Genomic DNA, 13,436 nt, shown 5'->3' on the forward strand with positions numbered 1-13,436 from the left:
GGCAGGCCCAATGGGACCTTTTCCTGGGCTCGTTGGGGGCAGTGCGAGGAGATCGCAGGGATCTCCTCTCCCCAGGGACTCCGCAGAGCCCTTCACGGTCCTGTTGTCGAGGGATGCGAGAGCAAAGCGTGAACGAGCCTTGCTCCAGGAGCGCTGAGCTCAGAGCCAGTCCCGCCGCTTGAAAATAAGGTACAAAGTGATACAAATAACCCCCATTAAGTCGATGGCAAAGGGGTATCCGAAGCTCCAACTGCACTCATACATGTACTCGAAGGCATCCTCCGGTGCGGCGCCGCCTACGTCCCGGTGGACGCCGCCCACCCCGACCGGCGGATCGACATGGCAAGATGTACGTGATCGCAAAGCCAATGACGTTGGCGAGGGCTGGAGGTGGCTGGCCTAAAGCCAGTCCCGGCGCTTGAAGATGACGTACAAACTCACGCAGACAACTGCCATGAGGGTGATGGCGAAGGGGTATCCGAAGCCCCAGTGCAGCTCCGGCATGCTGTCGAAGTTCATGCCGTAGACAGTTCCCACAAGTGTGGGGGCAAACAGAATTGCAGCCCAGCTCGAGATCTTCTTGATTTCCTCGTTCTGCTCGAATCCCGCCTCCGCCAGCGCCCGCATCTCCGCGTTCTGCTGCTGCGTCACCAGCGTCGCGTTCACTGTGAGGATATCCGCAAGCGCCTGGCGGAAGCCGTCCACACGCTCGCTCGTGTGCGTGACGTGGTCGGCGACGTCACGGAGATAGCGCTGCAGCTCCTCGTCCGTGCCGTACTTGGCGAAGCCCGCCATCAGGCCGCGCAGCATGCCGACCAGGGGGCGGGTGGCGCGCTGGAACTCGACCATTTCGCGGGAGAGTTCGTAGATACGGCGGGACACCGCGGGGTCGCCGCTGAAGACCTCGGTCTCGATCTCGTCGATGTCGTTCTGCACGCCCGCCACCACCGGGGCATAGCCGTCGACCACCGCGTCCAGGATCGCGTACAGCACTGCCTCCGGGCCGAGGGCCAGCAGCTCCGGGGTCTCCTCCATGCGGCGGCGTACCGCGGACAGGTCGGGGGCCGCGCCGTGGCGGACCGTGATCAGGAAATCCTTGCCCACGAAGACGTGCAGCTCGCCGAAGTCGACCTCCTCCTGGGCGTCGAGATAGCGGGCGGCGCGCAGCACCACGAACAGGGTGTCGCCGTACCGTTCGAGCTTCGGGCGCTGGTGGGCCTCCAGGGCGTCCTCGACGGCGAGTTCATGCAGGTCGAACTCGGCGGCGAGCGAATGGACTTCGGCCTCGGTCGGCCGGTGCAGCCCGATCCACGCCATGCCGTCGGGGAACTCACGCAGCCGGCGGAAGGTCTCGGCGAGCGAGTCGGGCGTCGCGACGCGGTTGCCCTCGCGGTAGAGCGCGGCCTGGACGACGCTGCCCTGGTCCTTGTGTACGGGGGAGGGGGCGGCGGGCTCGGCGGCCGCGGGGACCTTTGGCGGCGGGCTCGTGGGCAACAGGGGCCGGCGGCGCCATTGGTGCTTCTTCGGGGACAGCGGCATCGCGGGTCTCACCTCCACCTCGAACACGTAACGTGCGTACGGCTTCGGTGCAGGATATCCGCGTCGAATTGCCCCGGCATGACGGGGCGGCGAGAGGGCCTCCCATTGCGGACAGTAACTGTCCGCAAGTCTGAGTAGCGTGGGGCGCATGGCCTCGAAGACGACGTACCCCGTACTCGGCAATCGCGCCCTCAACCGCGCAACGCTCCAGCGTCAGCTCCTGCTGCGCCGCGCCCCCAAGTCCGCGATGTCCGTCAGGGGCGCCGTCGAGCACCTCGTCGGCCTCCAGGCGCAGAACGTGAAGCCGCCGTATTTCGCCCTCGCCGCCCGGATGGACGGCTTCGACCCCGAAGAGCTCTCCGCGCTGATGGCATCCCGCGAGGTCGCGCGACTGGTCACCATGCGTTCCACCATCCATATGCACACCGCCGAGGACTGCCTGACCCTGCGGCCGCTGGTCCAGGCCGCGCGCGACCGGGAACTCAAGCAGTTCCGGGCGGGCCTGGCCGGGGTCGATCTGGCCCGGCTCCGCGCCCTCAGCCGTGAGTTGGTCGAGGAGGAGCCCCGGACCATGAAGAAGCTGCGCGAGGCGCTGCTGAAGGAGTGGCCGGACGCCGATCCGCTCGCCCTTTCCGTCGCCGCCCGCTGCGTACTGCCGCTGGTGCAGGTCACCCCGCGCGGCCTGTGGGGCAGGAGCGGCCAGGTCATGCTCACCACCGCCGAGCAGTGGTTCGGCCGGACGACGGAGCCCGCGCCCGCGCCCGACGCCACCGTGCTCCGCTATCTCGCGGCCTTCGGCCCCGCCTCCGTCAAGGACATGCAGATCTGGTCCGGGCTGACCCGGATGCGGGAGGTCTTCGAGCGCCTGCGGCCGCGGCTGGCCGTCTTCCAGGACGAGAACGGCGTCGAGCTCTTCGACATCCCCGACGGACCCCGGCCGGACGCCGGGACCCCGGCGCCGCCCCGCTTCCTGCCCGAGTTCGACAATCTGCTGCTCTCGCACGCCGACCGCAGCCGCCTCGTGCCCGAGGAGTACAGGCTGCGCACGTGGAAGGGGAACCAGGCGTACCCGACCCTCCTCGTCGACGGATACCTCGCCGGCATCTGGCGGCTGACCGAACCCGACGACACCGCGACCGCCACCGCGACCGCCACCGTGACCGTCCAGGCCTTCGGAAAGCTGACCCGCGCGCAGCAGGCCGCCGTGGCCGAGGAGGGGGAGCGGATGCTCAGCGCCATGTCCTCGGCCACCGCGCACGACATCCGCTTCGAGACGTTCAGCGGGTAGCGGGCGTCAGTCCGCGCGGCCCGTCGCCGCCACCGTCACGCCCAGGCCGATCATCGCGAACCCGCCGGCGCCGCCCACCATCGACAAACGGCTCTCCGAGCGGGCGAACCAACTGCGCGCAGCCGCCGCGCCCAGACCCCAGAGCGTGTCAGTCACCAGGCCGATCGAGATCGGGACCAGGCCGAGCAGCAGCATCTGGGCCGGCAGATGGCCCGCGGAGTGGTCCACGAACTGCGGCAGCACCGCGGCGAAGAACACGATGCCCTTGGGGTTGGTGACGCCGACCAGGATGCCGTCCACGACCGTACGGACGTCGCCGCGCGCCGGTCCTGCCGGGGACGCCGCCATGTCCGAGACCTTCATGTCCTTGCGGTGCCGGAAAGCCTGCACTCCGAGGAAGACCAGATACGCCGCGCCCGCCAGCTTCACCGCCATGAACACCGCGGCCGACCGCTCCACCAGAGCGCCGACGCCCAGCGCGACGGCCACGACGAGGGCGTACGAGCCGAAGACGTTGCCCAAGGCGGTGGCCACCGCAGTCCGGCGGCCGTGGGCGAGAGCCCGGCCGATCACAAAGAGCACACTCGGCCCCGGGATCACGATCACCAGCAGGGACATCGCGGCGAATGCGAGGAGGCGGTCGGTCGACACCATCCCGTCATTCAACGCTATGCCCCGGCCTTCCCTCTAGAGCCGCGGAGGCTTCTCCCCGCCGTCTGCCGGACCGGTGAGCCCGACACCGGTTCCCCCCGATGAGCCCTACGGCAGCAGCCCCGCTCGCCGCGCCGTCACCACCGCCTCCAGCCGGGTGTGCGCCCCCAGCTTCCGCATCGCGGATCGCAGATACCCCTTCACCGTCTCCGGCTTGAGGCAGAGCCGCTGGGCCGCGACCGCATTCGTCGAGCCCGCCGCGACGCACGCCAGCACATCGACTTCGCGTGGCGTCAGGGCGACCGCGTGCTCGCTCGGCGGGCCGCCCGCCGCGGTCGCCAGCCGGCCGCAGACCGACAGCAGCGACTCCCGCAGCGCCTGGTCGGCGATCCGCGGGGCCAGCGCCCGCAGTTCGCCGTGCGCCTCGCGGACCTCCTCCCACGCCCCGGAACCCGCCACCGGCTCCCGCGCCGCCGCCAGCAGCCGCTGCACCTCGTCCCGTACGACCAGCGCCTGCTCCACATCACGCGCCGCCGCCACAGCGGCGTCGAAGGCCCGGTCGCCCATCGCGGTCGGCTCACGCAGCGCGCCGTAGAGCACGCCCCGTACCTTGCGGTGTACGACGACGGGCACCGCGAGCACCGAGCGCAGCCCCTCCGTCGCCACCGCCGCGTCGTACTCGTGGCTGATGTGGCGCGCCGAGCGGTAGTCGGTCACCGCGCACGGCCGGGACAGCGCGATGGACTTGCCGCCGAGGCCGTTGCCCGCGCAGATCGCGAGGCCCCGCAGCGCGCCCGTCGCCGCGCCGCTCAGTTCGGCGATCCGCAGCCGGCGTGCGTCGTGCAGCAGACCGCCGAAGGCGACCGGCAGCCCGGTCGCCCGGCGCAGCCGCAGCAGCGCCGCTCGCATCTCCACCGCATCGGCCGTTTCGTGCACGTCCCCTTCTCTCCGTGCTGGGTCACCCCCGTACGGGGGTAGTGAGACCTGGGTCACCGATTACACGATGTCGGTAGCTGGTCCCGCAATGAGGAGGACACATGACGTCAGGCAGCGCGACGGAGAGTTTCCGGGCGGCCCGGGACTTTCTGCTGGAGCACCGGGAGGACTACGCGGCGGCGTACGAAGGCTTCGCCTGGCCGCGGCCCGAGCGGTTCAACTGGGCGCTGGACTGGTTCGACGGGATCGCCACCGCCAACGACAGGACCGCGCTGCACATCGTCGAGGAGGACGGCCGCGAGATCACCGTCTCGTTCGGTGAGATGTCCATGCGCTCGAACCAGGTCGCCAACTGGCTGCGGGCCCAGGGTGTACGGGCTGGCGACCGGATCCTCGTGATGCTCGGCAACCAGCAGGAACTGTGGATGATCGCGCTCGCCGCGATGAAGCTGCGGGCGGTCGTCATCCCCGCGACCCCGCTGCTCGGCCCGCTGGACCTCAGGGATCGGATCGAACGCGGCCGCGCCCGGCACGTCATCGTGCGGGAGGCGGACACCGCGAAATTCGCCGAGGTGCCGGGGGACTACACCCGGATCGCGGTGGCGGAACGGGGCTCGGCCGGCGTGCCGGGCTGGCTCGAATTCGACGGGGCGTTCGCCGCGCCCGGGGAGTTCGAGCCCGACGGTGTCACGCACGCCGACGACCCGCTGATGCTCTACTTCACCTCCGGCACGACCGCTCACCCCAAGCTCGTCGAGCACACCCATCTCTCGTACCCCGTCGGCCACTTGGCGACCATGTACTGGATCGGGCTCAAGCCCGGCGACGTGCATCTGAACATCTCCTCGCCCGGCTGGGCCAAGCATGCCTGGTCCAACCTCTTCGCGCCCTGGAACGCAGAGGCGACCGTATTCATCCACAACTACACGCGCTTCGACGCGGCCCGGCTGATGGCGGAGATGGACCGCGCGGGAGTGACCAGCTTCTGCGCTCCGCCCACCGTGTGGCGGATGCTGATCCAGGCGGACCTCGGCCAGCTGCGTCTGCCGCCGCGCGAAGTCGTCGCGGCCGGAGAGCCGCTCAACCCCGAGGTCATCGAGACCGTTCGGCGCGAGTGGGGCGTCACCATCCGGGACGGGTTCGGGCAGACCGAGACGGCCGTGCAGGTCTCCAACAGCCCCGGTCAGCTGCTGAAAGCCGGCTCCATGGGCCGCCCGAGCCCCGGCTACCGGGTGGTGCTCCTCGACCCGGTGACGGGCGAGCCGGGCGCCGTGGAGGGCGAGATCTCGCTGGATCTGTCCGGCGATCCGGTCGGGCTGATGACCGGCTACCACGGGGACCCGGAGCGTACGGCCGAGGCGATGGCCGGAGGCTTCTACCGAACCGGCGACATCGGAGCGCGCGACGCCGACGGATACATCACCTACATCGGGCGCTCCGACGACGTCTTCAAGGCGTCCGACTACAAGATCTCGCCGTTCGAGCTGGAGAGTGCGCTGCTGGAGCATGAAGCGGTGGCGGAGGCGGCGGTGGTGCCCGCGCCCGACCCGGTCCGGCTCGCCGTGCCGAAGGCGTACATCGTGCTCGCCGAGGGCTGGGAGCCCGGCCCCGGCACGGCGAAGCTCCTCTTCGAACACTCGCGCTCCCTACTCGCCCCGTACAAGCGCATCCGCCGACTTGAGTTCGCGGAACTGCCCAAGACCGTCTCGGGCAAGATCCGCCGGATCGAGCTGCGCGAGCGTACGGCCGACGGCTCGGCCGCCGAGTACGACGAGGGGGACCTGCGATGACGCTCTCCTACGCGCACGGCACCGGCGAGAGGGCGCTGCTGGGCGACACCATCGGCCAGAACCTCGACCGGACGATCGCGGCTCACCCCGACCGCGAGGCGCTGGTCGACGTGCCCGCGGGCACCCGCTGGACGTATGCAGAATTCGGCTCGGCGGTGGACCGGCTGGCGCGCGGGCTGCTCGGGACCGGGGTCGCCAAGGGCGACCGGATCGGGATCTGGGCGGTCAACTGCGCCGAGTGGGTGCTCGTGCAGTACGCCACCGCCCGGATCGGCGCGATCATGGTGAACATCAATCCGGCGTACCGGGCGCACGAGCTCGAGTACGTACTGAAACAGGCCGGGATCTCGGTCCTGTGCGCCTCGCAGCGGCACAAGACCAGCGACTACCGGGCACTGGTGGAGCAGGTGCGCCCACGCTGTCCCGAACTTCGGGCCGTCCACTACATCGAGGACGGCTCCTGGGACGTGCTCCTGGACGCGGCCCGTACGGTCACCGACGAGCAACTGGCAGCCCGCGAGGCCGAGTTGTCCTGCGACGACCCGGTCAACATCCAGTACACCTCGGGCACCACCGGCTTCCCCAAGGGCGCGACGCTCTCCCACCACAACATCCTCAACAACGGCTATTTCGTGGGGGAGATGGTCGCCTACACCGAGCGGGACCGGATCTGTCTGCCGGTGCCCTTCTATCACTGCTTCGGCATGGTCATGGGCAATCTCGCCGCCACGTCGCACGGCGCGTGCATGGTCATCCCGGCCCCCTCCTTCGAGCCGACGGCCACCCTCGGCGCGGTCGCCGACGAGCGCTGCACCTCGCTCTACGGCGTCCCGACGATGTTCATCGCCGAGCTGAACCTCGCGGACTTCGCCTCGTACGACCTGTCCAGCCTGCGCACCGGCATCATGGCGGGCTCGCCCTGCCCGGTGGAGGTGATGAAGCGGGTCGTCGCCGAGATGAACATGGCGGAGGTGTCGATCTGTTACGGCATGACGGAGACCTCCCCGGTCTCCACCCAGACCCGGCGCGACGACGATCTGGAGCGCCGCACCGGCACGGTGGGCCGGGTGCTGCCCCATGTCGAGGTCAAGATCGTCGACCCGGTCACCGGTGTGACCCTGCCCCGCGGTGAGGCCGGTGAGCTGCGTACCCGCGGCTACAGCGTGATGCTCGGCTACTGGAACGAGCCGGAGAAGACCGCCGAGGCCATCGACGCGGGCCGCTGGATGCACACGGGCGACCTGGCGGTGATGCGCGAGGACGGCTACGTCCAGATCGTCGGCCGGATCAAGGACATGATCATCAGGGGCGGTGAGAACGTCTATCCGCGTGAGATCGAGGAGTTTCTGTACGGCCACCCCAAGATCGCGGACGTCCAGGTGGTCGGCGTCCCCGACGAGCGCTACGGCGAGGAGATTCTGGCCTGCGTTGTCCCCCGTGATCCCGCGGACCCGCCGACGCTGGACGACATCGCCGCGTTCTGCCGGGAACAGCTCGCGCACTACAAGGTCCCGCGCCGTCTCGAGATCCTCGCCGACTTCCCGATGACGGTGAGCGGCAAGGTCAGAAAGGTGGAGCTGCGGCGGCGGTACGGGCTCGCGGGGGAGAGGTAGGGGGTGCGGGTGCGGTGCGCCTGCGGCGGGCTTCGTCCCCTGCCCGCCCTCCCCCAGGAACTGGGGCTCCGCCCCAGACCCCGCTCCTCAATCGCCGGAGGGGCTGGAGAATCCAGCGTACGGGTTCTGTGGCGGAGCCCCGGAAACGCCTAGTCGAGCTCCCTCCGCATGCAGACCCGCGGCCAGTGGTCCAGGCCGTGCCGGGCCTCCGCGCGTCTGATCTCCCGTAGCCCTTCGGTGAGTTCTCCATCGGCCAGCGAGCGGAAGCCCAGGCGTGTGTAGTAGGGCGCGTTCCACGGGACTTCGGTGAAGGTCGTCAAGGTGAGAGCCGTCAGCCCGTCGGCGGCCGCACATGCGGCGAGGTGGTCGATCAGGGCGCGGCCGAGCCCACGGCGGGCGGCGGCCGGGTGGACCGAGACCTGCTCGATATGGGCCGCGCCGTCGATCGTGTCGGAGATCAGATACGCGACCGGACGGTCGGCGGCGTCGGCCGACACCCAGGCGTGGCCCAGGCGGCGGTAGCGCTCCAGCAGGTCGAGCGCCGGGGGATCGTCGTCGGCGATCACCGCCATGCCGAGTCCGCGGAAGGGCTCGCCGGCCGCCCTCTCGATGTCCTGGAGCAGGGGAAGTTCGGCGAGTGCGGCCGGTCGGATACGCATACGGGGAGTATGGCCCAGCCGTTTCAGCCCCGGCAGCTCGCGCACACCCAGGCGTCGTGGCGAAGGCCGGGTTCAGACGCCGGTTGAGACGAGTTCGTCCGCCGGGCCGTTGACCGGCTGCGGGCTGCCCGTGAGGTCCATGACGAAGAGCGGGATGCCGAGATCGTCCGCGCGGGACCTGGCGTCGTCCGCGTACCCCGCGAGGGAGAAGAAGACGCTCGACGCCGAGATGGTCAGCCCGTTCAGCCACAGGCACTCGACATCGCGCAGCGTGGCGGGGCGGGTGGACGGGTCGACCTGGGCGACCAGGCCGGGGCCGCGCAGATCTATTCCGGACGAGGGCCGGACCTCCGGTTGCACGACGTCCCGGAACCCCAGCCACTTCAGATAGAGCGCAGCCGCGGTCACGGCGTCCCGCGCGGTGCGGATCGTGACCGGGCGGAAGGAGGGGCGCGCCACGGCGGTCGCGGTGTGGGGCAGCGGGATGCGCGACGGGCGTGCCGCCAAGGGCGGCGTCGAGTCGGGAGCAGCTGGGCCGGGGGAGGCCGGGGCGGGCGCGGCCGGGGCGGGGGCGCTCACCGGGCGGACTGGGATACGCAGCACCGTGCCGCACAGGCAGCCGAGCTCCGGCTGCGGCCACTGGTCCTGGCGGCCGCACTCCCGGCAGCGGACCGTCACCCAGTCGTCCGTCCAGGTGCGGTGCGTGATCGGCTCCGCGGGGGCGGCGCGCAGCAGCGGCGGGGTGACCGGGGCGCCGCACGGACACGGATAGACCTGCGCCGCGTACAGATGGTCGCGCCGGCAGGACGGACAGCGCACCGGCACGGTCTCGGCCACCGCGGTCCCCCTTCCCCTTCGTCCTGGCGTACATCGTCCACCAAGCGCAAGGCCTTGGGGAGGACTTCTGCCATCCCTTGACGCAGTTCCGTGCGCGTCCTACATTGCTTCCGTATAGCAGAACTAAACTTCCGCATTACGGAATCGACACTCTCGAGTGACGCTGAAGAGTCCGACTCCGCCTGGCCGAAGCAGGAGCATCCATGCCTCGTATGACCGCTGCCCGAGCGGCAGTTGAGATCCTCAAGCGCGAAGGCGTCACGAACGCGTTCGGTGTGCCGGGTGCGGCGATCAACCCCTTCTACAAGGCCCTCCAGGCCGGCGGCGGGATCGATCACACGCTCGCCCGCCATGTCGAAGGCGCCTCCCACATGGCGGAGGGCTACACCCGCGCCAACGCCGGCAACATCGGTGTCTGCATCGGCACGTCGGGCCCGGCGGGCACCGACATGATCACCGGCCTGTACTCGGCCATCGGCGACTCGATCCCGATCCTGTGCATCACCGGCCAGGCGCCGACCTCCGTGATTCACAAGGAGGACTTCCAGGCCGTCGACATCGCCTCGATCGCCAAGCCGGTCACCAAGGCCGCGACGACCGTCCTGGAGGCCGCGCAGGTCCCCGGCGTCTTCCAGCAGGCCTTCCACCTGATGCGCTCGGGCCGCCCGGGACCGGTCCTGATCGACCTGCCGATCGACGTCCAGCTGACCGAGATCGAGTTCGACCCGGAGACGTACGAACCGCTGCCCGTCTACAAGCCTTCCGCCACCCGCGCCCAGATCGAGAAGGCGATCTCCCTCCTCCTGGAGTCCGAGCGCCCGCTGATCGTCGCCGGCGGCGGCATCATCAACGCCGACGCCTCCGACCTGCTGGTCGAGTTCGCCGAGCTCACCAGCACGCCGGTCATCCCGACCCTGATGGGCTGGGGCACCATCCCGGACGACCACGACCTCAACGCGGGCATGGTCGGCCTGCAGACCTCGCACCGCTACGGCAACGCGAACTTCCTGGAGTCCGACTTCGTCCTGGGCATCGGCAACCGATGGGCCAACCGCCACACCGGCTACAAGCTCGACGTCTACACAAAGGGCCGCAAGTTCGTCCATGTGGACATCGAGCCCACCCAGATCGGCAAGATCTTCGCCCCGGACTACGGGATCGCCTCCGACGCCAAGGACGCGCTGGAGCTCTTCGTCGAGGTGGCGCGCGAACTCAAGGCCGCGGGCAGGCTCCCCGACCGCGCCGAGTGGGTCGCCGCCACGCAGGAGCGCAAGGCCACGCTGCACCGCCGTACGCACTTCGACAACGTGCCGCTGAAGCCGCAGCGCGTCTACGAGGAGATGAACAGGGCCTTCGGTCCGGAGACCCGGTATGTCACCACCATCGGCCTCTCCCAGATCGCCGGCGCGCAGATGCTGCACGTCTACAGGCCGCGCCACTGGATCAACTGCGGCCAGGCGGGCCCGCTCGGCTGGACGATCCCGGCGGCGCTCGGCGTCGCCACCGCGGACCCGGAGTCGCCGGTCGTCGCCCTGTCCGGCGACTACGACTTCCAATTCATGATCGAAGAGCTGGCGGTCGGCGCGCAGCACAGGATTCCGTACGTCCATGTCCTGGTGAACAACTCCTACCTGGGCCTGATCCGTCAGGCCCAGATCGGCCTGGACATCAACTTCCAGGTCAACCTGGAGTTCGAGAACATCAACGCTCCTGAGCTGGGCGTCTACGGCGTCGACCACGTGAAGGTCGTCGAGGGCCTGGGCTGCAAGGCGATCCGGGTCACCGAGCCGGACCGGCTGCTGCCGGCCTTCGAGGAGGCCAAGAAGCTGGCCGCGGAGTTCCGGGTGCCGGTCGTCGTGGAGGCGATCCTGGAGCGGATCACCAATATCTCGATGAGCACTACGGCGGACATCAGCAATGTCGTCGAGTTCGAGGAACTGGCCACGGAGCCGGGTCACGCGCCGACGGCGATCAAGCCGCTCACGGTCTGAGGCAACTGCCGCCGAGGGGTGAACGGCCCCCGTCCCGACGCTGTGTCGGGGCGGGGGCCGTTTCGCATGCCCGCCCCAAGGGCGCTGCGTTCCTGCGGCTGCTGGACTGGCGTTCTGCGGGCGGCGGGGAGAACGGTCAAGGCCTGACCCTCTGTGTGAGGGTCAGGCCTTGGGGGAGCAGTTGTGGCCGCCCGACGGTGCGAGGCCGTCGCGACGGGTCGTTCGCGCGGCCGGGCGGAGACTGTGTGGCGCTTCGGGGTGTGTTGCGCTTCGGGGTGTGTTGCGCTTCGGGGTGTGTGGCCCGGGCCGGCTTCCGGCTGGGACCGCGGCGGCGGAGATTGCTCCGCGGGCTCCCTTCCTTCAGGTCAGAAAGAGAACCCGCGGACCTTCACCACCGCACTGGCATCGCCTGCCGCCGCGGTCCTCGCCTCCGCCCGCTCCGCGTGACACCCCTCATCCGGGTCCGCGGCGCGGGCTCGCGTCCGGACATGACCTCCCGTCATGTCCCGGACGCAGCCCGGGTGTTGCCGTTCGCTCAATCCTCGCGCAGGGCGCGGACCGCCTCCTCGACGCGCTTGCCGTAATCGGCGTCGGCGGCATGGAAGTGGGCGATGTTCTTCTCGATCACGTCGTCGCGGGTGACCTGCGACAGCCCACCGGCGATGTTGGCGATGAGGCGGGACTTCTCCTCTTCGGACATCAGCCGGTACAGCTCGCCCGCCTGGAAGAAGTCATCGTCCTTGACGTGGGCCGGGGCCGCGTGGGTGCCCGTCCAGCCCTGGACTGCGAGCGGGGCCGACAGCGCGGCGTCCGTCTGCGCGGGACCGGCGTACGAGTTGGGCTCGTAGTTCTTGTCCTGGCGCGATCCGTTGCGCGTGGCCATCAGACCGTCGCGACCGTAGTTCTCGGCAGCACCCCCAGGCACAGCCTTCGGCGCGTTGACCGCCAACTGGGTGTGGTTGACGCCCAGTCGGTAGCGGTGCGCGTCCGCGTAGGCGAACAGCCGGCCCTGGAGCATCTTGTCCGGCGAAGGGCCGATGCCGGGCACGAAGTTGTTCGGGGAGAACGCGGCCTGCTCGACCTCGGCGAAGACGTTGTCTGGGCTGCGGTCCAGGACCAGGCGGCCCACGCGCTGCAGCGGGTAGTCGCCGTGCGGCCACACCTTGGTGAGGTCGAACGGGTTGAAGCGGTAGTCCGCCGCCTCGGCGGCCGGTATGAGCTGGACGTACAGGGTCCAGGACGGGTTCACACCGCGCTCGATCGCCTGCAGCAGGTCCGTCTGGTGGCTGTTGCCGTCCTTGCCCGCGATCTCCGCGGCCTGCTCGGAGGACAGGCAGCGGACGCCCTGGTTCGTCTTGAAGTGGTACTTGACGAAGAAGGCCTCACCGGCGGCGTTCGTCCACTGGTAGGTGTGCGAACCGTAGCCGTTCATGTGGCGGTACGAGGCGGGGATGCCCCGGTCGCCCATCAGCCAGGTGACCTGGTGCGTCGCCTCGGGGGAGTGCGCCCAGAAGTCCCAGACGTTGTCCGGCTCCTGCCTGCCCGTGAACGGGTCGCGCTTCTGCGAGTGGATGAAGTCCGGGAACTTGATGGGGTCCTTGATGAAGAACACCGGAGTGTTGTTGCCGACGAGGTCGTAGTTCCCGTCCTCGGTGTAGAACTTCAGCGCGAAGCCGCGCGGGTCACGGACCGCGTCCGCGCCACCGAGCGAATCGGCGACGGTGGAGAAGCGGATGAACGTCTCCGTGCGCCTGCCGACCTCGGACAGGAAGTCCGCCTTGGTGAAGCCGGTGACGTCGTCCGTCACCTCGAAGTAGCCGTATGCGCCGGAGCCGCGGGCGTGCACGACGCGCTCCGGGATGCGCTCCCGGTTGAAGCGGGCGAGCTTCTCCAGCAGGTGCTGGTCCTGGAGGAGGAGCGGGCCACCGACGCCGGCGGTGGCGGAGTTCTGGTTGTCGGCGACCGGGGCGCCTGACTCGGTCGTAAGCACACGCTGCGTCATGGTGGCGGGATGTGACCTTCCGTGCTGGGGCTGCTGGCGGTGCGAGGAGCGTAAATTCGACTCGAACATCGCGTCAACAGTTTGTTGAAAACGAAGGGTGGTGTTCCGGACGGCGCCGGCGCCTGGGCGC

Annotated in this window: 10 protein-coding genes; 4 read left to right on the top strand and 6 right to left on the bottom strand. The window is 69.5% G+C overall.

Going from position 1 to position 13,436, the window contains the following annotated elements:
* Window positions 1–399 precede the first annotated feature (399 nt).
* Window positions 400–1,539, bottom strand: a complete 1,140-nt coding sequence (locus ACFYWY_RS35330) for a magnesium and cobalt transport protein CorA (protein WP_389194672.1) — start codon at window positions 1,537–1,539, stop codon at window positions 400–402.
* Between the two features lie 148 nt (window positions 1,540–1,687).
* On the opposite strand from ACFYWY_RS35330, the gene ACFYWY_RS35335 reads away from it, so the two are divergent.
* The gene (locus ACFYWY_RS35335; RefSeq protein WP_389194675.1) at window positions 1,688–2,827 is read left to right on the top strand and encodes a winged helix DNA-binding domain-containing protein; all 1,140 of its coding nucleotides are present in this window, start codon (window positions 1,688–1,690) and stop codon (window positions 2,825–2,827) included.
* Between the two features lie 6 nt (window positions 2,828–2,833).
* Here the strand turns inward: ACFYWY_RS35335 and ACFYWY_RS35340 are convergent, their stop codons facing one another.
* Together ACFYWY_RS35340 and ACFYWY_RS35345 are read right to left on the bottom strand one after the other, a co-directional pair.
* Window positions 2,834–3,481 carry a LysE family translocator gene (locus tag ACFYWY_RS35340; RefSeq protein ID WP_389194678.1) on the bottom strand — a complete coding sequence of 216 codons (648 nt, stop codon included), beginning with the start codon at window positions 3,479–3,481 and terminating at the stop codon, window positions 2,834–2,836.
* A gap of 105 nt (window positions 3,482–3,586) precedes the next feature.
* Window positions 3,587–4,387: a LuxR C-terminal-related transcriptional regulator gene (locus ACFYWY_RS35345; RefSeq protein WP_389194751.1), complete on the bottom strand. Its 801-nt coding sequence runs from the start codon at window positions 4,385–4,387 to the stop codon at window positions 3,587–3,589.
* Between the two features lie 128 nt (window positions 4,388–4,515).
* On the opposite strand from ACFYWY_RS35345, the gene ACFYWY_RS35350 reads away from it, so the two are divergent.
* Together ACFYWY_RS35350 and ACFYWY_RS35355 are read left to right on the top strand one after the other, a co-directional pair.
* Window positions 4,516–6,204: an AMP-binding protein gene (locus ACFYWY_RS35350; RefSeq protein ID WP_389194681.1), complete on the top strand. Its 1,689-nt coding sequence runs from the start codon at window positions 4,516–4,518 to the stop codon at window positions 6,202–6,204.
* Complete coding sequence (locus tag ACFYWY_RS35355) at window positions 6,201–7,817, top strand: AMP-binding protein (RefSeq protein ID WP_389194684.1); 1,617 nt, start codon at window positions 6,201–6,203, stop codon at window positions 7,815–7,817. Before ACFYWY_RS35350 ends, ACFYWY_RS35355 begins: the two co-directional genes overlap by 4 nt.
* Before the next feature lie 149 nt (window positions 7,818–7,966).
* Here ACFYWY_RS35355 and ACFYWY_RS35360 read toward each other — a convergent pair whose 3' ends face one another.
* Together ACFYWY_RS35360 and ACFYWY_RS35365 are read right to left on the bottom strand one after the other, a co-directional pair.
* Entirely contained in the window at window positions 7,967–8,476 is a 510-nt protein-coding gene (locus ACFYWY_RS35360; protein WP_389194686.1) for a GNAT family N-acetyltransferase, read from the bottom strand.
* Window positions 8,477–8,548: 72 nt separating this feature from the next.
* Window positions 8,549–9,313: a hypothetical protein gene (locus ACFYWY_RS35365; protein WP_389194689.1), complete on the bottom strand. Its 765-nt coding sequence runs from the start codon at window positions 9,311–9,313 to the stop codon at window positions 8,549–8,551.
* Between the two features lie 203 nt (window positions 9,314–9,516).
* Between ACFYWY_RS35365 and gcl the strand changes: the two genes are divergently transcribed.
* Window positions 9,517–11,304, top strand: a complete 1,788-nt coding sequence (gene gcl, locus ACFYWY_RS35370) for a glyoxylate carboligase (protein ID WP_389194692.1) — start codon at window positions 9,517–9,519, stop codon at window positions 11,302–11,304.
* Window positions 11,305–11,839: 535 nt separating this feature from the next.
* On the opposite strand, the gene ACFYWY_RS35375 is transcribed toward gcl, so the two are convergent.
* Complete coding sequence (locus tag ACFYWY_RS35375; protein WP_389194695.1) at window positions 11,840–13,306, bottom strand: catalase; 1,467 nt, start codon at window positions 13,304–13,306, stop codon at window positions 11,840–11,842.
* Window positions 13,307–13,436 lie beyond the last annotated feature (130 nt).

The sequence above is a fragment of the Streptomyces sp. NPDC002870 genome (genome assembly GCF_042888505.1).
Lineage (GTDB): Bacteria > Actinomycetota > Actinomycetes > Streptomycetales > Streptomycetaceae > Streptomyces.